We start from the raw sequence: 20035 nt of genomic DNA, 5'->3' as shown, positions 1-20035 counted from the left end.
ATAATCAATATTACTATGAAATGAATCTTCACAATCGTATTAACAGTTACAATAACATAAATCGAAAAAATAAAATAATTATTTTCATGATTTTTAGTACATTGATTTTTTAGTCATTACGTATTTACAAATAAAAACTATATGGATTTTTATCATGGATTCAATACATCTAAAAATCATTATTTAGAAAAGCAAATTCTTGATCTATTTCATTCTTTATCAGTCCCTGGCAACACACATCCAAACTTTGATGAACTTTATTATCGGAAAATATTTGAACAGTCTGATAGTAGTAAAATGTACTATATTTATACCATAAATACTAAGCAATATTATTTTATTGAAAATATATTCTAAACAAAATAAAAGGTATCACGAATTATATGGGAGAGGGTCCGTGATACCTTATATGACTATTATAGCATATTTAAAAAAATAAGCATTTAATCTGATTAAACTTTAATTAGTTTCTCCAAAAGAAATCTAGATTTCAAGTATTTTAGTCTAAATATATTATACTTTTAATCTCTATTACAAAGATTTAGAAATCTTTATCAAATCAACTAAAACAAATCTATTCTACATTTCAGTTAGAGCATTGTTTTTTATAATAAATCATTTTTACAAGTCATATACCTAACTAACCACTATACCAATAATTACTTTAATAATATTTCAAGAAATTGATACTTAAAATATTAATATTCAATTTCTTCAAGTGCATTTTTCAATTGATTCAAAGCTTGTCTTAAATATGCTCTTGGGCAAGCAATGTTAATTCTTTGAAACCCTTTTCCTTCTTTTCCAAACATCGTTCCACTATCTAGCCATAATCGAGCATGTTCAATCAATAAATCATTTAATTCTTTATCTGAAATTTGTAATCTTCTAAAATCAAGCCAAAGCAAATAAGTTCCCTCCGGGATAATCAACTTTATCAATGGTATGTGTTCTTTCAAATATTCATCTACAAACCGTGTATTTTCAAATAAATATTGCTTTAAATCTTCAAGCCAGCTTGAACACGATTCATAAGCTGTCTGGCAAGCTGCTAATCCAAACAAATTACACTGGCTATAACCAGTACTGGCAATAGCTTTTTTAAATTGTAATCTCAATTTTTCATCGGCAATAAAAATATTTGAAATTTGTAATCCGGCCAAATTAAAAGTTTTAGTAGGAGCCGTACAGGTTATTGTAATATTCTGTAATTCTGTCTTTAATGATGCAAAAACATGATGCTGATGCCCCGGATAAATAAAATCACTATGGATTTCATCACTAATAATTTTAACATCATTTTTAAGGCAGATTTGCCCTAATTTTAATAGCTCATCTTTTTTCCAAACTCGACCAACTGGATTATGTGGCGAACATAAAATAAACAATTTTACTTTTTCTTTCTTAATCTTCTCTTCAAAATCATCAAAGTCTATTTCATAATGAGCGTTTTTTAAAACTAAAGAATTTGTTATAACACGTCTTCCGTTATCAATAATTACTTCTTTAAAAGGATAATATACTGGTGTTTGAATAATTACTCCATCACCCAATTTAGTAAATGCCCGCACTGCTTGTGCTAAAGCAAATACAACACCAGGCGTCTTAACTATCCATTCCTTTTTTATTTCGTAATTAAATTTTGACCGATACCAACTATAAATAGCTTGATAATAACCATCCTTACTATCACTATATCCATAAATACCATGATTTACCACATCATATAATCGTTGTTGTATTTCTGGAGCAACGATAAAATCCATATCTGCCACCCATAACGGTAAAATATCATCAGGACGTTCTCTTTCACTAGTGAAATCATACTTTAAGGAGTTTGTATTAGTACGGTTTATTATTGAATCAAAATTAGATTTCATCATTATCACCAAAAGCCTGCCTCAAATCAGCTAATAAATCATCAATATTTTCTATTCCTACTGATAATCGCAAAAAATTATCTGTAATTCCTAATTTAGCTCTAATTTCTGCTGGAACATCACCATGGGTTTGAATCATTGGATAAGTAATCAATGACTCCACACCTCCAAGACTTTCTGCATAAGTAATTAATTGTACATTTTCTAAAATCTTTTTTGCTAAAAAATGATTTTCAACACTAAAGGCTATCATGCTGCCAAAGCCGCGGGCTTGATTTCTATTGATTTCATATCCTGGATGCTCTATTAAACCAGGATAATAAACTTTGCTAACCCGCGGATGCCGATTTAACCAGTTTGAAATTTTCAGCGCATTTTCTTGTTGCGATTTTTGTCTGATTGCCAGCGTCTTGATCCCCCGAATCAATAAATAACAATCTAGTGGTGACAAGCTATTTCCAACTGTCTTTGAAACTTCTCTAATCCTTTTAGCTAGTTTATGATCACCAGTCGAAATACTTCCAGCAATAATATCATTATGCCCACTTAGAAACTTAGTAGCACTATGAATTACAATATCAGCACCTAATAATAATGGATTTTGAAAATATGGTGAAAGGAAGGTATTATCAACAATTAGTAACAGCTTGTGGGCTTGACACAAGGCACTAATTTTTTTTAAATCACTTATTTGCATTGTTGGGTTACTCGGCGTTTCAATAAAAACAGCTTTTGTTTGAGGACGAATATACTGCTTAAAACTCTTTAAATTAGTTGTATCAACATAACTGAATTTTAAACCTTTATTTTGCTGCAAAGTAAATAGTCGAGTTGAACCGCCATATAAATCATTTGAACATATCAAATGATCACCACTACTAAAAAGTTCTAGTACCAATGAAATTGCTGCCATTCCACTAGAACAAGCAACTGTATCAACTGCGCCCTCTAAATTGGAAATAATCTCTTCTAAATAAGCTCTTGTTGGATTACTTTCACGAGAGTAGTTATGCCCTCTGCTTTCCCCAATCCCAGGATGAGAAAAAATTGCTGTTTGGTATATTGGAATTGAAACAGCACCATAAGGATGCTGTTTCAATTCTAAATTTGCAGGATGAATACAACGAGTTTCAAATTCATATTTCATACTTTTCTCCATTTCCCCACGCTAAGCGCATGGACACAAATATTTCTTGAAAGACATTCTGATTCCTTCTACTCTACTACCCCCTGCTATAATGAAAGGGAGGTAGTATACTACAGAGCACGAGAAGTAGAGTAGGTAATTCTACTCGTTAGAATATCTTGTATAATTATAAGTCGCCGTCATCTTTTCGAGCACAAATAATTAGGACTCAGAGCCTGGACACTTATTATTGATATATTACCAATTTGGTCATATTGCTAGATGACAGTCAGTACCACTTCTTCTTTCTTTGAAAGGAGGTTTTATTTTTTGTAGCGGCCATCGCTGCTTCTGGTGATAATAATGTCACGACCTATATTCAAAAGCAGTTTTCTACTTTTAACTCTGATTTGTTGAATCTTTTAAACTGGCTTAAATCAAACAACTGTTTTGATGTTTGCATGGAATCTACCAGTAAGTACTGGATTCCTGTCTTTAATATCCTTGAATCTGAACTCAATATTTTTCTTACTCATCCTAAATACGTGAAGGTGATTAGAAGTAAGAAAACCGATAAGAAAGATTCAAAATGGATTGCTAACATCTTTAAACAAGATCTTCTCAAGTACTCTTTTATTCCACCTAAAAACATTAGAGAACTTAGAAAAATATCACATTATCGCATTAAACTTGTCAATAAGCGCTCTTCTGAACGCAATCGTTATCAAAACTGTATGACTGTTTCTAATATTGCCTTAGCTTCTGTCTCTACTGATCATTTAGGAAAGAATTGTAAAGCTGCCATGGATGAGATTCTCAAAAGTGATATTATCACTGAAGACAATCTTAAGAAAATTCTCAAGGGTTCTGTTTCAAAGAAATCTGATCAAATTTTTCAAGCCATTCAGAATTCTCACATTGAATCTGACCAAAGATTCAAAATCAACTGCACTATAAAACACATGAATAATCTTGACGAATATATTCAAAACTGGTTAGTATTTGAAACCACTTCTTGTTCAATGTGCTCTTTCGGCTATCAAGAGTGAAAAAGAAACATATTTCAGAATCAAGTATAATCGTATTAAGAAACGACGTGGTCATAAGAAAGCTATTATAGCGACCGCTAGAATGATTCTTATTTCTATATACCATATGACAAAAACTGGTGAAAACTTCAATCCATCTGATTATGAATCATTAAAAAATCCAAAACCAGGCAACCAGAAGATAACCACTCATCAAGCATTAGAATTATTGAAATCCATGGATATTGATATAAGCCAAATCAATTTATCTTCTATTCAACAAACGAGTTCATCATGAATTTTTAATTTTTTAGGTCGGCTTTTTTTATAAATTTCTTTCACACTTATCCCCTTTTAATTATAGCTAGGTACATACCATAAACCATTATTATTTTTATCTAAATATTCTTTAAATTCTTTTGAACGATAAGCTTCAACAATTGCTTTAGCCCATTTTGTATCTTTATTTTTTTCTTTTACAACTACTTGTAACAATAAATGTTCTAAAACATCCTCCTGTAATAACGCACTCGAAGCATCAATTCCTGCATTATAAACTATGCTGCCGGTGATTACAGCATAATCAAACTCATCTAAAGCTTGAGGAATCATTGTTGAATCCATTTCTGTAAACTCTATTTCATAAGGATTTTTAATAATATCATCTTTTGTCACGGAACTAATATCCACATCTGGATCTAAAGTAATATACTTTGCTTTTTGTAATAAAACATATGCTCTAGATGTATTTGAAGCATCGTTTGGTACAGCAATCTTAGCGCCCTTTTTAATTTCCTCTAAGCTTTTATGAGTATTTGAGAAAATTCCTGCAGGTACAGTTGGAATTGCTGTCAAAGCTACTAAATCACCATCTTGTGATTCATTAAAATTTTTCATGTAAGCTGTATGCTGCTCAACATTGACATCTATCTCGCCTTCATTTAAGGCTGTATCATTTTGCAATAAATCTGAAAATTCGATGCATTTAAATTGATAACCTTCTTTTTTCAAAATTGGAATAATGGCATCTTCAAATAAGACTGTATATGGCCCCGCTGCCTTACCATAGATAATTGTTGTCTTATCTTCACTTTTATCACTACTACTTTGGCATCCGGCCAAAACAAAAACCATCACTAATAATAAACTCAATATTCTCTTTTTCATTTTTCTTCCCCTATTCATGTGTTCTAATTTTTTTAGATAAATGATTTCCCAATGTTTGAATTAATTGTACAAAGATAATTAAAATGATTACGGTAACAAACATTAGAGTATTATTAAAACGCTGATAACCATAAGTTAATGCTAAATCACCAACACCACCGCCGCCGATTGTTCCAGCCATAGCAGTTGCCCCCAATAAACCGATCGTTCCAGTAGTAAGTGCTAAAACTAACGAAGCTTTCGCCTCTGGTAATAAAAAATAACGAATGATTTCCAAAGTATTTGCCCCCATTGCTTTAGCAGCTTCTAAAATTCCCGGTTGAACTTCTAATATAGAACTTTCTATCAAACGAGCCAAATATGGTGCAATATAAAATACTAATGGAACAATTGCAGCCTTTGTTCCTATTCTTGTTCCAACCAGCACTTTTGTTAGCGGAGCAATAAATACTAATAAGATTACAAATGGCACAGATCTAACAATATTTACTAACCCACTCACAAGAAAATGAATTGTATGATTGGCTTTAACTCCATTTTTTCTAGTAAGGACTAAAAGTAAGCCTAGCGGTATTCCTATCAAGGTTCCAAAAAATAATGATATTCCCAACATATAAATTGTCTGGCCTGCCGCTTCAAGTAATTTATCAGCAGGTATATTTAAATAATTTTCAATCATAATTCAATTCCACCCTCTCTATCTTCACATCTTGTTTTTGAATATAATTTATCGCTCGAATAACTTCATCCTGTTCACCTTTTAACTGAATTGTTAAAATTCCTAAAATATCTTCTCCTACTTCATTAACTGAAGCAAATAAAATTGTTGTTATAATTTTAAAATGCTTATTAATTTTAGAAATTACATCATGCTTTGTACTTTCACCAAAAAAAGTAAGTTTTAAAACCGGATACCGATAATCTAATTCTTTTAAAAGTGTGGTTGGAATTACATTGCTAATAACTGTTTCAACAAATCTCTTTGTCATTTCTTGTTGTGGATTACTAAAAACCTCTAAAGTATCACCTTTCTCAATGATTTTACCAGATTTCATTACCGCTACTTTATTACAAATTTTCTTGATTACATTCATCTCATGAGTTATTAACAAAATTGTTATCCCAAGTTCACAATTAATTTTTTTAAGCAGCAATAAAATTGCTTCTGTTGTCTGTGGATCTAAAGCACTAGTTGCCTCATCACAGAGTAAAATCTTAGGTTCTGTAGCTAATGCTCTAGCAATACCAATTCTTTGTTTTTGACCCCCAGACAGTTGTGATACATAAGTATCACGCTTATCTTCCAATTCCACAAAAGATAATAATTGTTTAACTCTTACTTCAATAGCTTTTTTATCCAGTTTTGAAAGAATCAATGGGATAGCAATGTTTTGATAGACTGTTTGTGATTCTAATAAATTAAACTGTTGAAAAATCATACCTATATCTTTTCGTAAAATATTTAATTCTCGTTCTTTTAAATCTATAATATTTTGATTATTAATATAGATTGCCCCATTTTCAGGACGTTCCAATAAATTTACCATTCGTAATAACGTTGATTTACCAGCCCCAGAATAACCGATTACACCGTAAATATCACCCGCTTCTACTTCTAGAGAGACATCTTGCAATGCTGGAACTTCACCACTTTTAGTTGTAAAAGTCTTATTTACGTGTTCAATTTTAATCATTCTCATCTGCCTCCAATTTTAAAAGAGCCTGTTTCGCCAATTGGCTAAGATATTTTGCAGCTAACGATAAAGCTGCAGGATTTACCTTAAACTTCGGATGATGATTAGGATAGGTCTTTCCGGTTCCGATTTTAATAAATGTTCCCCTGATTTTTTCAAGATAAAATGCAAAATCTTCGCCTCCTAAAGTTGCTTCGGGTATCCCTATAGCAATTTTTTCTGCTTGAGCAATTGCTTTAGCAAAATTACTCCATTCCTCATCATTGACGGTTGCAGGAGGCCCCGCTATCCACTCAATTTCTGTATCAAGATCATAGGCTTGGCTAATCCCATAAGTTATTTCCTTTAATCGTTTTCCAAACAGCTCCCTCTCCTCGCTAGTCAGCGTTCTAACAGTCCCTTCAATTAAGGCTTGTTCAGGAATAACATTCCACGTATTCCCTGCTTGAAGATGTGTAATACTTAAAACACTACTATTAAAAGGATCCATATTTCGACTAACGATCGTTTGTAAGCTGTTAACTAATGCAGCAGCTGCAACGATTGGATCTTTAGCCATTTGTGGATGGGCTGCATGGCTTCCAAAGCCCTTCAAATTAATTTTAAATCGATCAACAGCAGCTGAAACTGTCCCCGCTTTAATTCCAATTGTTCCCACTTCAAACTGCGAAGTACTATGAATTCCAAAAATTGCATTAACATCATCTAAAACCCCTGTCTCAATAATTTTTAGAGCTCCTAATGAAGACTCTTCAGCCGGTTGAAATAATAATTTTACTGTTCCATGTAATTGAGCAGCATTTTCATTTAACAATAAAGCAACACCATAAATCGTTGTTAAATGAAAATCATGACCACAAGCATGCATCTTTCCTTCAATCTCTGACTTATAGCTTAATGTCGTTTCCTCATTAACTGGTAAAGCATCAATATCACTTCGTAAAGCAATTACTTTACCAGGGTATCCACCTCTAATAACTGCAACTAATCCAGTTTTTAATGGTAAATCTAAAACTTCAATATCATGCTCTTGTAATAATGTTTTAATTCTTTTAGTAGTTTCATATTCCTCATAAGATAATTCCGGATTACGATGAAACCACTCAAATTGATATTCTAATTCTTTTTGTAAACTGTCGTCTTCCATTCTAATTCCCCCTTTTTAATAACAAAAGTGGGATGTTTATGTAAACATCCCACTACCCCATTTAATATAGTATTAAGAATATTTGCATACACGAAAATGTACCCTATACTTTTGTATACAGCTGCACATACACATATACATCATATCTCTTCTGCTTTTTAACATCATCGTTCGCTCCTCTTCTTTTCCTACTATATCGATAGGTTTGCTATGTAAAGTATCTTAACACACTATAAATACTCCGTCAAGCAAAAAAATAAATGTCAATATGTTTGCATAAAAAAAATAGCTAATTAGCTATTCTTCGTTGATATAAATAAACTCCTAAAGCAGCACCAATAATAATGATATATCCAACTATGCTCCATATATCAGGAATTTGATTTAAGAAAATAAATCCTAATATCGCTGCAAATAATATTTGACTATAATCATAGATTGAAATATCCTTGCCAGCTGCATTATTATACGCCGCAGTAATTGCAAATTGACCACCAGCTGCCATTAACCCTGCACCTAGTAAGATTAAAAACTGTTCTAAACTCATCGGCTGATAATTAATTATTAAATATGGTAACACACTGAGACAAGAAAAGCATGAAAAGAAAAATACAATTTTTGCACCATTTACCCCCTGCTTACCTAGCTTCCGCACACAAGTATAAGCTATTCCTGCTCCTAATGCCCCCAAAACACCAATAATTGAATCCACATTATTTAAAAGATTAAAAGATGGTTTGATTACAAACAAGCTTCCAATGAAAGCTACGATAATTGATATTTTTTGTATTCTTGTCGCTTTTTCTTTTAAAAACAAAGAGGAACAAATAATTACAAAAAATGGTGATAATTTATTAAGCATCGAAGCATCACTAACTAAAAGATGATCAACTGCATAAAAATTACAAAGAATTCCCAACGTTCCAAAGACTGAGCGTAATAAAAGCATCGGTAAATCTTTTTGTTTATATGTAAATCCCTGTTTACTTTTTAATAGGATAAAAAAAGCAAATAAAGCAGCTACCAAATTTCTAAAAAAACTTTTTTGAATTGATGGTAAATCGCCAGCTAATTTTACAAATACATTCATTGCTGCAAAAAAGAAAGCGGCTAAAATTATACACATCATCCCTTTACGGATATTATTCATAAGCACCTCCAGATACTATAATGATTATATCTATTATAACCATTACGTCAATTAATATGATTTACAACAAAAAAGGATAACTTTCGTTATCCAATTAATTATTATTGAACAGCAAATATAAGTTCAGCTTTACAAACTACCTTACCATTTACCTTAGCAACAGCATCACCAATTCCAATTGGTCCTTTTTGTTTAGTTAGAGTACATTCCATTTCTAAAACATCACCAGGCGTTACTTGACCTTTAAACTTACACTTATTAATGCCCCCAAAGAAAGCAATTTTACCTTTATTTTCTTCTTTAGAAAGAATTGCAATACACCCAACTTGAGCTAATGCCTCAACAATCAATACTCCTGGCATAACATGATGCTCAGGAAAATGACCACAAAAATGCATTTCATTAACACTGACACATTTAATTCCTTTTGCCCACTGTCCAGGCTGGTAATCAGTAATTCGATCTACTAAAGCAAAAGGATAACGGTGCGGATTGATTTCTTGAATTTGATTACTATTTAGTTCCATTTTCTTATTCTCCATATTTCTTAAAGATGATAGTCGCATTATGACCACCAAATCCTAATGAATTTGACATAGCTACATTAACATCTTGATTTCTACCAGTATTTGGAACGATATCTAAATCACATAATGGATCTGGTTTTTGATAATTAATCGTAGCTGGAATAAATCCCTCTTCGATTGCTTTAACACAAATTACCCCCTCGATTCCCCCGGCAGCACCTAAACAATGCCCCGTATTTCCTTTCGTCGAAGAAATAGCAACCTTTTTAGCAGCTTCACCTAAAGCAGATTTAATTGCCATTGTTTCACCTTTATCATTTAAAGGGGTACTAGTTCCATGTGCATTAATATAAGTTACGTCTTCAGCTACTAAACCAGCATCCTTGATTGCATTGATCATCGCTTTAGCCCCACCAGAGCCATCTTCTAAAGGTGCAGTAATATGATGAGCATCACAACTGACACCATATCCGACCATTTCACAATAGATATGAGCGCCACGAGCTTTAGCATGTTCTAATTCTTCAAGTACAACAATTCCAGCACCCTCACCCATAACAAATCCACAACGTTCCTCGTCAAAAGGAATTGACGCCCGTTTCGGATCATTATTATCACAAAGAGCTTTCATTGATGAAAAGCCTCCAATACCAAGTGGAGTAATACTAGCTTCTGCCCCACCAGCAACCATAATTTCTTGATAACCATCACGGATATTTCTAAACGCATCACCAATCGCATTAGTTCCACCAGCGCAAGCTGTGACCGGACAAGTACATAATCCTTTTGCCCCTAATTCAATTGCAATATTTCCCGCTGCCAAATTTGTAATTGACATTGGCACAAAGAATGGCGAAACACGATCATAACCTTTTTCTAACCCCTTAGTATGATCTTTCTCAATTGTTGCAAGCCCTCCAATTCCGCTTGACACAACTACACCAAAACGGTCAGCATCAATCTCTTCAATCTTTAAACCAGCATCCTTAAAAGCCTCTTTAGCAGCAATTACACCAAATTGAGTAAAGCGATCCATTTTTCGAACTGCTTTTTTATCTAAATAATCAGCAGCATTAAAATTTTTTACTTCACCTGCAATTTTTACTTTTGTTAATTCTTTATCATAGTTTGTGATTTCGTCAATTCCACAAACACCTTCTTTAATACTTTTCCAAGTTTCTTCAACATTATGACCAATTGCATTAATTGCTCCAAGCCCTGTTACTACAACTCTTCTTCTTTCCATTGTCTCTCTCCTTACATTGCCATTCCGCCATCAACATGGATAGTTTGACCAGTAATGTATCTAGCATCATCACTTGCTAAAAATACTACCGTATTAGCGATATCTCTTACTTGTCCAAAAGTTCCTAAAGGAATTTGTTTAGCCATACTTTCTTTAATATCTTCAGGTAAAACATCAGTCATTGCAGTTTGAATAAAACCTGGTGCTACCGCATTCACAGTAATTCCCCGACTACCAACTTCGCGCGCTAATGACATTGTCATTCCAATAATTCCAGCTTTACTTGCTGAATAATTTACTTGACCAGCATTTCCCATTACCCCAACTACTGATGACATTGAAATAATACGACCATAACGTTGTTTCATCATAATTTTAGTCGCATGTTTCATACAATTCCATGTTCCTTTTAAATTAACATCAATAACTGCATCAAAATCATTCTCTTTCATTCGCATCAACAATCCATCTTTAGTAATTCCAGCATTATTTACAAGAACATCGATTCGACCAAATTCTTTAATGATTTCTTTAAACATTGTTTCTGTTTCTTCAAACGAAGCAACATTAGCTTGAGCTAACATAACAGTCGCACCGATTGCTTCTAATTCTGATTTAGTTGCTTCAGCAATTTTTTTATTATCACCAAAATTAACATAATTTACAATGATCTTAGCACCTTCACGAGCACAAGTTAAACAAATTTCTTTACCAATTCCTTGGGCTCCACCAGTTACTAAAACTACTTTATCTTTTAATTTCATCTTATTCTCCTTTTAATCCCGCTAATGTTTTTTCTAATGATGCTTGATCTTCAACTTGATAAGTTTTAATTGTCTTATCAATCTTACGAATAAATCCACTTAAAACTTTACCAGGACCGATTTCAATAATTGTATCAACCCCGTTTTCTAACATATAACGAATACTATCTTCAAAATATACTGAAGACATTACTTGCTTCTCTAACATTTGAGCAATACTAACTCCAGACTCAAGTTCTTTAGCCGAACTATTGAATATTACAGGAACTTGCATTTCATTAAAATTAACACTTACAAACTTTTCTTTAAGTTCATTACTAGCTGGTGCTAATAATTCTGTATGGAAAGGTCCACTTGTATTTAAAGGAATTGCCCGACGAGCACCTTTTTCTAATGCTAATTCGCTAGCCTTAGTAACTGCCTCAGCCTCACCACCAATTACTAATTGTCCTGGACAATTATAGTTAGCAATTGAAACAACTCCCAAAGCCCTAGCTTCTTTAACTGCTTCATTTAATAATTCGCGATCTAAGCCAATAATTGCAATCATTTTGCTTTCAATTCCTGCTGCCGCTCTTTCCATCGCTTGACCACGGAAACGTACTAAATTAATTGCTGTTTGATCATCTAAAACACCTGCTGCATTTAAAGCTGAATATTCACCAAGACTTAATCCTGCTACATAATCTGGAGCAATTCCATTTTCTTTTAATAGCTTAGTTGCTACTACAGCAACAGCAACCATACATGGTTGTGTATTTCTTGTTAAAGAAAGTTCTTCAAGGGGACCTTCAAAGCATAATTTCTTTACATCAATATCTAAGTCAATGTTATCAAAAACATCTTTAGCAATTTGATAGTTATCATAGAATGATTGACCCATTCCAACTACCTGACTACCTTGACCAGCATATACAAATCCAATCTTACCCATTATTTTAGTCCTCTCTTTAATTCATCCATTAATTCTTTTACTGAAATAATTTTATCATTACGATATCCATTGCTTCCACTAAATACTAATCCCTCATCCAAATTACCTTTAGCAGCATTGATCAATGCACCACTAATACAATAAGGCGTAGTTTTAACATCACAAGGAATTAAGCAATTATAACAGCGTTTTACTGGAATCCTTTCATCTTGTTTAAGTCTTTTTGTCAACTTCGTCATGATGGCTCTTCCCGGCATTCCAACTGGTGATTTAACAATCTCGATATCTCCTTTTTTAGCATTTATAAATGCTTGTTTATATTTAATATCTGCATCACATTCCTCAGTACAAATAAACCGTGTTGCCATTTGAACACCATCAGCACCTAAATCTAAATACTTTTGAATATCCTCACTATCATAAACACCACCAGCTACAAAAATAGGAATATCCTTTTGATATTTTTCAACAAATGGTTGAACAGTCTCTTTTACTTCTTTAAAAATATCTACTAATTTAGCCGTTGTTTTATTTAACACATCTTCTTTATGAAAGCCTAGATGACCACCAGCTTCACTTCCTTCAATGACAACAAAGTCTGGAGCTACCTTAAATTTACGATCCCAAGTTTTACAAATCAATTTAGCGGCTTTACCACTTGATACAATTGGGGCAATTTTAACTTTTGTTCCTTGAACAAAACTTGGTAAGTTCATAGGTAATCCAGCACCCGAAATAATTGCATCTATTTTACTTTTTACAGCTACTTCAACTAAAGCTGCATAGTCAGTAATTGCGACCATTGCATTAATTGCAACCATCCCTTTACCTTTAGCAATCTCTTTAGCTTTCTTTATTTCATTAGCTAGCTCACGTTTATTAGCTTCTAGCGGATTTTTTTCAAAATCATCAGCACGATAACCAGGATGAGCAGTTGAAATAACACCCATACCACCATTTAAAGCAACATTTCCAGCCAAATTTCCAAGTGAAATACCAACTCCCATGCCACCTTGTATGATTGGTACATCAAGAGTCATATCTCCGATATTTACCTTTTTCATAATTAAAACTCGCTTTCTAATTTCTTAAATGCCTTATCACAATCATCAAATAATTCTTTAATAATTACTTTTAGAGGTCTAATTTCATTGATCATTCCGACTACTTGGCCAGCCATTAATGAACCGGTATCGGCGTCACCTTCTAAAACTGCTCTACGTAGTGAACCTAATGTATATTTTTCAAGTTCCATCATGTCAGCACCTTCTTTTTCACGCTTAACATACTCTTTAGCCATTTTATTTTTTATTACCCGTACTGGTGTTCCTGCGATTCTTCCAGTTACTGTAGTGCTTGTATCTTTAGCTTTGATTACAGCTTGTTTATAATTTTCATGAATCGGACACTCTTCGCTTGCAAGCAGACAAGTTCCTACCTGTACTCCACAAGCCCCTAGAGCATACGCTGCCAATACCTGTTTTCCACTCGCAATTCCACCAGCTGCTATAACAGGAACACTAACTGCTTCAACTACTTGAGGTACTAATGCCATTGTAGTTAATTCACCTATATGACCACCTGCCTCAGTTCCTTCAACAATAATTGCATCAACGTTATATTTTTCAAGGCGCTTTGCTAAAGCTACACTTGGAACAACTGGCAATACTTTAATTCCTGCTGCTTTCCATGCAGCAACATATTTACCAGGATTTCCTGCTCCAGTTGTTACGACCGGCACTTTTTCATCAATTACTAATTGTGCCATCTCATCAGCACAAGGATTAATCAACATGATATTGACACCAAAAGGTTTATCAGTTAAATTACGGCAAATTTCAATATTCTTTTTTAATGTAGCAGTGTCCATTCCACCGGCACCAATTAAACCAAGTGCGCCAGCATTAGATACACTAGCTGCAAATTCACCGGTAGCGATATTTGCCATTCCTCCTTGAATCAAAGGATATTCAATATTTAATAATTTATTTAATTTCATCTTCTAACTCCATTCCATTAATGTTGCGCCCCAAGTAAGACCACCACCAAAACCAACACAAATAATTTTGTCACCTGGTCTTAACATTCCTTTTTCATTCATTTCACCTAAAGCCAAAGGAATGCTAGCTGCTGATGTATTCCCATATTCTTGCAAATTCATATAAAACTTATCTTCTGAAGACTTCATCTTCTTATATACATTTTTAATAATCCGATAATTTGCTTGATGACAGACAACGTAATCAATCTCATCAAGAGTTAAATTTGTTTTTTCTAAGATTGCATTAATACTTTCAGGAATTACTTTTATTGCAAACTTAAACACTTCCTGCCCAGCCATCGTTAAATAATGATCCTGATTAGATTTACTGATTGCCGGGGCCTTTAATGCTTCTAAATTTCCCGCTGAATTACTGTAGCTAGCAAAAATACCATCACCATTTCCAACTACAAGGGCTCCAGCCCCATCACCAAACAAAACACAAGTATTGCGATCTTTGAAATCCATTATTTTGGAAATTTCTTCACTTCCAATGACTAAAGCATATTTATCTTCCATGTTTTGTAATAATGCCTGGGCTACCGTTAAGGCATACACAAAGCCGCTACAAGCAGCATTTAAATCAAAGCACATTACTTCTTGATCATTCAAACCTAATCTTTCTTGAATCAAACAAGCAGTGCTGGGAGTAAAATAATCGGGTGTCATTGTTGCACAGATAATCAATCCAATCTTACTTTTATCTATTTTTTCAACTGCCTTTAAAGCTGCTTGATACCCAAGTTCTACGCAACTTTCATTTTCAGCAATATGTCTTCTTTTTATCCCGGTTCTAGAGACGATCCACTCATCTGATGTTTCAACCACTTTTTCAAGGTCGAAATTATCAAGTACTTTTTGTGGTGCATAATAACCAGTTGATAATATTTTTAATCCACTCATATAATCTCCTAATATTTTTCTTTGATATCTTCAAAGAAATACAATAACTGTTGTAATGATTTAATCAGTAACTCATCATCAAGAACATGACTATCTTCACAGACACGACTTACCATCTCTTCGTGAAAGTCTCGATGTACTTTGCAAACACGATTGCCTTTAGCTGTCAGCTCTACACGAATAATGCGTCGATCATTATCATCTTTACGACGTTTTACGTATCCCTTAGCTTCGAGCTTTTTTATTGCTGTCGTAATTGTTCCATTAGTTAAAGTCGCCTGAGAAGCAATTGTTGACATCGTGGGATTTGAAAGCGAACTGATTGCATCGATAATATGCAGTTCTGATAAACTTAAATCTTCCACTCCATGTCCTACCATATATTGGGTTTCAATATCCAAAATTTGATTAAACAGTCTTACAAACAGTTGATTAATTAATTCTCGATTTAAAATATCGCGATTAGTCATTCGTAATTCGACCCATTTCTCTAAATTTATTGTAACGTTTATTTACTAATGATGTTTTTGATAATTTCATCAATTCTTCAAGAGTATTTCGAAGATAGATTCTTAAACGTTTGTATACATATTCGCGGTTCTTTGTAATTCCACCTCGAGGTTCTTTGATGATCTTATCAATGATCTTCATTTCATATAAATCATTTGCAGTCAATTTCATTAGCTCTGCAGCTTCATGAACTCTTGAACCATCTTTATCTTTCCATAAGATTGATGCAAAGCCTTCTGGTGATAAAACCGAATAAACACTATTTTCAAGCATTACCATACGATCTCCAACACTTAGTGCCAAAGCTCCACCACTGCCGCCTTCACCGATTACAATCACAATAATAGGCACCGTCAGCTGTGACATTTCCATTAGATTACGCGCAATTGCTTCACCGATTCCATGTTTTTCAGCTTTTAAACCCGGATAAGCACCTGGTGTATCTACAAATGTAACAATTGGTCGATTAAATTTTTCCGCCTGTTTCATCAAACGCATCGCTTTACGATACCCTTCTGGTGAAGACATTCCAAAATTACAGTGTAGATTTTCCTCTAAAGTTCGTCCTTTTAAATGTCCAATTACAGTACAGGGAATATTATTAAACATTGCTAATCCACCGACAATTGAACCATCATCTTTGTAAAGACGGTCCCCATGTAATTCAATAAAATCATCAAATAAATTATCAATATATTCACGGACATTAGGACGGTCAGCTTTACGAGCAAGATAAACTCGATCATAAGCACTAATATCCTGATATGCTTCAGCTTCAATTTTTGCTTTTGTATTTTCTAAATCTTGAATTTGTAAAGTGTGGTCAATCTCTTGGTCATCCTTTAATTTTAATAACTCTAATTCTATTTCTTTAATTTTTATTTCTTTTTCTTGCAGTGACATTATTGCGCCCCCCTGCTATGCATTTTTAATAATTTGATAATCGTTTCACGCATTTTAGAACGTTCTACGATCATATCAATAAATCCTTGATCTTGCATAAACTCGGTTCTTTGAAAACCTTCGGGTAATTTTTGTTTAATTGTTGATTCAATTACTCTTGGTCCCGCAAATCCGATTAATGCTTTAGGTTCCCCAATAATAATGTCCCCAAGCATGGCAAAAGAAGCAGTAACTCCACCAGTAGTAGGATGAGTAATATACGAAATATATAACAATCCGGCTTCATGATGTTTGGCTAGAGCAGCACTAGTTTTAGCCATTTGCATTAGTGAAATAATTCCCTCTTGCATTCTAGCTCCCCCAGAAGTTGTAAAAATAATGATTGGACATTTGCGTTTTGTCGCATGTTCAATTGCTCTAGTAATCTTTTCTCCGACAGCACCTGACATACTCCCCATTAAAAAACGAGAATCCATCACACAAACAACAACTTTTCTTCCATCAATTCTTCCTGTAGCACAAACAACCGCTTCGTCAAGATTTGTTGTTTCTTCTAATTTTACTAATTTTTCTTTATAACCAGGAAACATTAATGGATCATTTGATTTAATACTTTTATATAATTCTTTATATTTTCCCCCATCATACAAAAGATTTAATCGCGTGTATGCCCGCATCTTTAAATGTGCTCCACATTTAGGACAAACATAATAACTTTCTTTCAAATCTTCACTTAAAATCGACTCTCCGCAAGAATCACACTTTGTATATAAACCATCGGGTACATCAATTCTTTTTTTATCTTGCATTTTATTACGAATAGATTTAAATAAATTCAATTTTTCTTTTCGTGCCTTAAATAACTCTTCCATTTATTATCCCACCAACTTATCTAAGTTATTTTCAATAAAACTTGTATCAAAATTTCCTTTTACATACTCTCCCGTATGTAAAATCAAATATTGTAATTCTTGGTTAGTATCAATTCCGTCAATAACTAATTCAGCTAAAACTCTACGCATTCTTCTAATTGCTTCTAAGCGATTAGAACCATGAACAATAACTTTAGCAATCATGGAATCATAATGTGATGAAACTTTATACCCCTGATATAAAGTTGTATCAATTCTCACCCCTAAACCTCCTGGTAAATGAACACTATTAACAGTTCCCGGACACGGTCTGAATCCCTCACGTGGATTTTCAGCATTGATTCGGCATTCAATCGCATGTCCATTTAAATGAATATCACTTTGTTTATAAGTTAATTTTTGATTTGCGGCAATTCTAATCTGTTCCCTAATTAAATCTACCCCGGTCACCATTTCAGTAATTGGATGCTCAACTTGAATTCGAGTATTCATTTCAATAAAATAATAATTTCCATCTTGATCTAAAACATATTCAATCGTTCCTGCATTGCGATAACCTGCTCCTTTAGCCGCTTTAACTGCATCTTCCCCCATTTTTTGTCGGAGCAGCGGTGTTAAGGCTTTACTTGGTGCCTCTTCAATCATCTTCTGATTGCGTCGTTGAATAGAACAATCGCGTTCTCCTAAATGAATAACATTTCCATAATTATCGGCTAAAATTTGAAATTCAATATGTTTAGGATTTAAAATTAATTTTTCTAAATACATATCATCATCACCAAAACATGCTTTAGCTTCTGCTTTAGCAGTTAAATAAGCATCATCAAATTCTTCTTCGCTAAAGGCTTTTCGCATTCCACGACCACCACCACCTGCTGAGGCTTTAATTAAAACTGGATAACCAATTTGATTTGCAACTTCTTTAGCTTCTTGTAAAGTATTTACACTCCCATCACTCCCAGGAACTACCGGCACACCTGCTTCAATCATTTTTTGACGGGCCATACTTTTATTTCCCATCATATCAATAACATCGCCACTAGGCCCAATAAAAGTTATTCCACATTCTTCTACTAAACGAGCAAAAGTTGAGTTTTCTGATAAAAAGCCAAATCCTGGATGAATTGCATCACAACCTAGTGCAGTCGCTACACTTAAAATATTTTTCATATTTAAATAACTATCCGCTGCCTTGGCAGGACCTATACATACCGCATGATCAGCCAATTGCACATGCAATGAAGTACTATCAACATTTGAATAAACAGCAACTGCTTCAATTCCTAATTCTTGGCATGTTCGAATTATTCTTACCGCGATTTCGCCACGGTTGGCAATTAAAATTCGCTTAAACATCTTAACTACCCTTCAATGATCATTAACACTTGATCAAATTCAACTAAATCTTCAGTATTTGCCATGATTGATGTTACTGTTCCATCAATTGGAGCTTTAATTTCATTCATTACCTTCATTGCTTCAACAATACACAACACCTGTCCTGCTTTTACTTTAGTGCCTACTTCTACATACGGTTTAGCAGTTGGTGAACTAGATGCATAATAAACCCCAACAATTGGTGATTTAACCGGTGTTCCGGTGATTGCTGGTTCATTAGCTGCTACTTGCTCCACTGGCGCTAAAGTAGGCGTTGGAGCAGAAACTACCGGTGTACTTACAACATTTACCGGTGCTACTGGCGTTTTTTCTAATTCTAATTTAATATCATCTATCTCTACTTTCATTTTAAAAACTTCTGAGTTTTCAAATTCATTTATAAGTTGCTTTACTAAATCTATTTTCATAAATACTCTCCTTTATTTTGAATATCAAAGTAATTTTTTAAAAAAATTATTACCCAGCTATTCTGGGTAATAAAAATCAGCATTTATTATGCATTTTCTTTGATATAATCTACGATATCTTGAACTGTTTTAATTTCAGCTGCTTTATCATCAGGGATTTCAATATCAAATTCTTCTTCAACTGCCATGATTAATTCAACTGCATCTAATGAATCTGCATCTAAGTCTTCTTTTAAGTTAGCTTCTAAAGTTACTGCATCTTCATCACAGCTTAAAGAATCAACAATTATTTCTTTTACTTTTTCAAATTCCACGTTATATTCCTCCTCGTGTATATT

General features: G+C 33.5%; 21 protein-coding genes. 1 reads left to right on the top strand and 20 read right to left on the bottom strand.

The genetic code is table 11. The features are described 5' to 3' along the window. Positions 1–698 precede the first annotated feature (698 nt). Both EYR00_RS02560 and EYR00_RS02555 read right to left on the bottom strand, forming a co-directional pair. A complete protein-coding gene (locus tag EYR00_RS02560) occupies positions 699–1880 on the bottom strand; it encodes a MalY/PatB family protein (RefSeq protein ID WP_009008653.1) in 1182 nt (393 codons plus the stop codon). Further along, positions 1870–3027 carry a trans-sulfuration enzyme family protein gene (locus tag EYR00_RS02555; protein ID WP_009008652.1) on the bottom strand — a complete coding sequence of 386 codons (1158 nt, stop codon included), beginning with the start codon at positions 3025–3027 and terminating at the stop codon, positions 1870–1872. The genes EYR00_RS02560 and EYR00_RS02555 overlap by 11 nt, the downstream gene beginning before the upstream one ends. 320 nt (positions 3028–3347) lie before the next feature. Between EYR00_RS02555 and EYR00_RS02550 the strand changes: the two genes are divergently transcribed. After that, on the top strand, positions 3348–4055 hold the full coding sequence (locus EYR00_RS02550; protein WP_226814522.1) for an IS110 family transposase: 708 nt from the start codon (positions 3348–3350) through the stop codon (positions 4053–4055). A gap of 333 nt (positions 4056–4388) precedes the next feature. On the opposite strand, the gene EYR00_RS02545 is transcribed toward EYR00_RS02550, so the two are convergent. The 18 genes from EYR00_RS02545 to acpP all read right to left on the bottom strand — a co-directional run bounded on the left by EYR00_RS02545 (position 4389) and on the right by acpP (position 20011). Then, complete coding sequence (locus EYR00_RS02545) at positions 4389–5201, bottom strand: MetQ/NlpA family ABC transporter substrate-binding protein (RefSeq protein WP_008792256.1); 813 nt, start codon at positions 5199–5201, stop codon at positions 4389–4391. A gap of 10 nt (positions 5202–5211) precedes the next feature. Then, a complete protein-coding gene (locus EYR00_RS02540; RefSeq protein WP_003538978.1) occupies positions 5212–5880 on the bottom strand; it encodes a methionine ABC transporter permease in 669 nt (222 codons plus the stop codon). Then, positions 5873–6895 (bottom strand): methionine ABC transporter ATP-binding protein, encoded by a 1023-nt coding sequence (locus tag EYR00_RS02535; protein ID WP_029481779.1) that lies wholly within the window; start codon positions 6893–6895, stop codon positions 5873–5875. The genes EYR00_RS02540 and EYR00_RS02535 overlap by 8 nt, the downstream gene beginning before the upstream one ends. Further along, complete coding sequence (locus EYR00_RS02530) at positions 6888–8042, bottom strand: amidohydrolase (RefSeq protein WP_003538980.1); 1155 nt, start codon at positions 8040–8042, stop codon at positions 6888–6890. The genes EYR00_RS02535 and EYR00_RS02530 overlap by 8 nt, the downstream gene beginning before the upstream one ends. Positions 8043–8331: 289 nt before the next feature. Beyond that, complete coding sequence (locus EYR00_RS02525) at positions 8332–9192, bottom strand: DMT family transporter (protein WP_003538981.1); 861 nt, start codon at positions 9190–9192, stop codon at positions 8332–8334. A gap of 101 nt (positions 9193–9293) precedes the next feature. Beyond that, on the bottom strand, positions 9294–9719 hold the full coding sequence (fabZ, locus tag EYR00_RS02520) for a 3-hydroxyacyl-ACP dehydratase FabZ (protein WP_008792258.1): 426 nt from the start codon (positions 9717–9719) through the stop codon (positions 9294–9296). Between the two features lie 4 nt (positions 9720–9723). Next, on the bottom strand, positions 9724–10965 hold the full coding sequence (fabF, locus tag EYR00_RS02515) for a beta-ketoacyl-ACP synthase II (protein ID WP_003538983.1): 1242 nt from the start codon (positions 10963–10965) through the stop codon (positions 9724–9726). A gap of 11 nt (positions 10966–10976) precedes the next feature. Continuing rightward, on the bottom strand, positions 10977–11729 hold the full coding sequence (fabG, locus tag EYR00_RS02510; RefSeq protein WP_003538984.1) for a 3-oxoacyl-[acyl-carrier-protein] reductase: 753 nt from the start codon (positions 11727–11729) through the stop codon (positions 10977–10979). A 1-nt stretch (position 11730) separates the two neighbouring features. Beyond that, positions 11731–12663, bottom strand: coding sequence for an ACP S-malonyltransferase (fabD, locus tag EYR00_RS02505; RefSeq protein WP_003538985.1), 933 nt, complete (start codon positions 12661–12663; stop codon positions 11731–11733). Beyond that, complete coding sequence (locus tag EYR00_RS02500; RefSeq protein ID WP_003538986.1) at positions 12663–13727, bottom strand: NAD(P)H-dependent flavin oxidoreductase; 1065 nt, start codon at positions 13725–13727, stop codon at positions 12663–12665. Before EYR00_RS02500 ends, fabD begins: the two co-directional genes overlap by 1 nt. A 2-nt stretch (positions 13728–13729) precedes the next feature. Then, positions 13730–14662, bottom strand: a complete 933-nt coding sequence (locus EYR00_RS02495) for a DUF561 domain-containing protein (protein WP_003538987.1) — start codon at positions 14660–14662, stop codon at positions 13730–13732. A 3-nt stretch (positions 14663–14665) separates the two neighbouring features. Beyond that, entirely contained in the window at positions 14666–15607 is a 942-nt protein-coding gene (locus tag EYR00_RS02490; RefSeq protein ID WP_003538988.1) for a beta-ketoacyl-ACP synthase III, read from the bottom strand. A gap of 8 nt (positions 15608–15615) precedes the next feature. Next, entirely contained in the window at positions 15616–16077 is a 462-nt protein-coding gene (locus EYR00_RS02485) for a MarR family winged helix-turn-helix transcriptional regulator (protein ID WP_003538989.1), read from the bottom strand. Further along, positions 16070–17020: an acetyl-CoA carboxylase carboxyltransferase subunit alpha gene (locus EYR00_RS02480; RefSeq protein WP_003538991.1), complete on the bottom strand. Its 951-nt coding sequence runs from the start codon at positions 17018–17020 to the stop codon at positions 16070–16072. The genes EYR00_RS02485 and EYR00_RS02480 overlap by 8 nt, the downstream gene beginning before the upstream one ends. Further along, positions 17020–17892 (bottom strand): acetyl-CoA carboxylase, carboxyltransferase subunit beta, encoded by an 873-nt coding sequence (accD, locus tag EYR00_RS02475; RefSeq protein WP_003538994.1) that lies wholly within the window; start codon positions 17890–17892, stop codon positions 17020–17022. The genes EYR00_RS02480 and accD overlap by 1 nt, the downstream gene beginning before the upstream one ends. Positions 17893–17895: 3 nt before the next feature. Next, positions 17896–19248: an acetyl-CoA carboxylase biotin carboxylase subunit gene (locus EYR00_RS02470; protein ID WP_003538995.1), complete on the bottom strand. Its 1353-nt coding sequence runs from the start codon at positions 19246–19248 to the stop codon at positions 17896–17898. Between the two features lie 5 nt (positions 19249–19253). Further along, complete coding sequence (accB, locus tag EYR00_RS02465; RefSeq protein WP_003538997.1) at positions 19254–19697, bottom strand: acetyl-CoA carboxylase biotin carboxyl carrier protein; 444 nt, start codon at positions 19695–19697, stop codon at positions 19254–19256. Positions 19698–19783: 86 nt separating this feature from the next. Then, on the bottom strand, positions 19784–20011 hold the full coding sequence (acpP, locus tag EYR00_RS02460; protein ID WP_003538999.1) for an acyl carrier protein: 228 nt from the start codon (positions 20009–20011) through the stop codon (positions 19784–19786). Positions 20012–20035: the final 24 nt, after the last annotated feature.

The organism is Thomasclavelia ramosa DSM 1402 (assembly GCF_014131695.1).
In the GTDB taxonomy this organism is placed as follows: Bacteria; Bacillota_I; Bacilli_A; order Erysipelotrichales; family Coprobacillaceae; genus Thomasclavelia; species Thomasclavelia ramosa.
This window is presented reverse-complemented; position numbering and strand designations above follow the sequence as displayed.

Excerpts from the sequence above, each read along its gene's own strand:
- EYR00_RS02560 (WP_009008653.1), bottom strand. The coding sequence starts at position 1,880 with ATGAAATCTAATTTTGATTCAATAATAAACCGTACTAATACAAACTCC.
- EYR00_RS02545 (WP_008792256.1), bottom strand. The coding sequence starts at position 5,201 with ATGAAAAAGAGAATATTGAGTTTATTATTAGTGATGGTTTTTGTTTTG.
- EYR00_RS02530 (WP_003538980.1), bottom strand. The coding sequence starts at position 8,042 with ATGGAAGACGACAGTTTACAAAAAGAATTAGAATATCAATTTGAGTGG.
- EYR00_RS02540 (WP_003538978.1), bottom strand. The coding sequence starts at position 5,880 with ATGATTGAAAATTATTTAAATATACCTGCTGATAAATTACTTGAAGCG.
- EYR00_RS02525 (WP_003538981.1), bottom strand. The coding sequence starts at position 9,192 with ATGAATAATATCCGTAAAGGGATGATGTGTATAATTTTAGCCGCTTTC.
- fabF (WP_003538983.1), bottom strand. The coding sequence starts at position 10,965 with ATGGAAAGAAGAAGAGTTGTAGTAACAGGGCTTGGAGCAATTAATGCA.
- EYR00_RS02535 (WP_029481779.1), bottom strand. The coding sequence starts at position 6,895 with ATGATTAAAATTGAACACGTAAATAAGACTTTTACAACTAAAAGTGGT.
- accD (WP_003538994.1), bottom strand. The coding sequence starts at position 17,892 with ATGGAAGAGTTATTTAAGGCACGAAAAGAAAAATTGAATTTATTTAAA.
- EYR00_RS02490 (WP_003538988.1), bottom strand. The coding sequence starts at position 15,607 with ATGAGTGGATTAAAAATATTATCAACTGGTTATTATGCACCACAAAAA.
- fabZ (WP_008792258.1), bottom strand. The coding sequence starts at position 9,719 with ATGGAACTAAATAGTAATCAAATTCAAGAAATCAATCCGCACCGTTAT.
- EYR00_RS02495 (WP_003538987.1), bottom strand. The coding sequence starts at position 14,662 with ATGAAATTAAATAAATTATTAAATATTGAATATCCTTTGATTCAAGGA.
- EYR00_RS02480 (WP_003538991.1), bottom strand. The coding sequence starts at position 17,020 with ATGTCACTGCAAGAAAAAGAAATAAAAATTAAAGAAATAGAATTAGAG.
- fabG (WP_003538984.1), bottom strand. The coding sequence starts at position 11,729 with ATGAAATTAAAAGATAAAGTAGTTTTAGTAACTGGTGGAGCCCAAGGA.
- EYR00_RS02485 (WP_003538989.1), bottom strand. The coding sequence starts at position 16,077 with ATGACTAATCGCGATATTTTAAATCGAGAATTAATTAATCAACTGTTT.
- EYR00_RS02555 (WP_009008652.1), bottom strand. The coding sequence starts at position 3,027 with ATGAAATATGAATTTGAAACTCGTTGTATTCATCCTGCAAATTTAGAA.
- fabD (WP_003538985.1), bottom strand. The coding sequence starts at position 12,663 with ATGGGTAAGATTGGATTTGTATATGCTGGTCAAGGTAGTCAGGTAGTT.
- EYR00_RS02470 (WP_003538995.1), bottom strand. The coding sequence starts at position 19,248 with ATGTTTAAGCGAATTTTAATTGCCAACCGTGGCGAAATCGCGGTAAGA.
- EYR00_RS02500 (WP_003538986.1), bottom strand. The coding sequence starts at position 13,727 with ATGAAAAAGGTAAATATCGGAGATATGACTCTTGATGTACCAATCATA.
- accB (WP_003538997.1), bottom strand. The coding sequence starts at position 19,697 with ATGAAAATAGATTTAGTAAAGCAACTTATAAATGAATTTGAAAACTCA.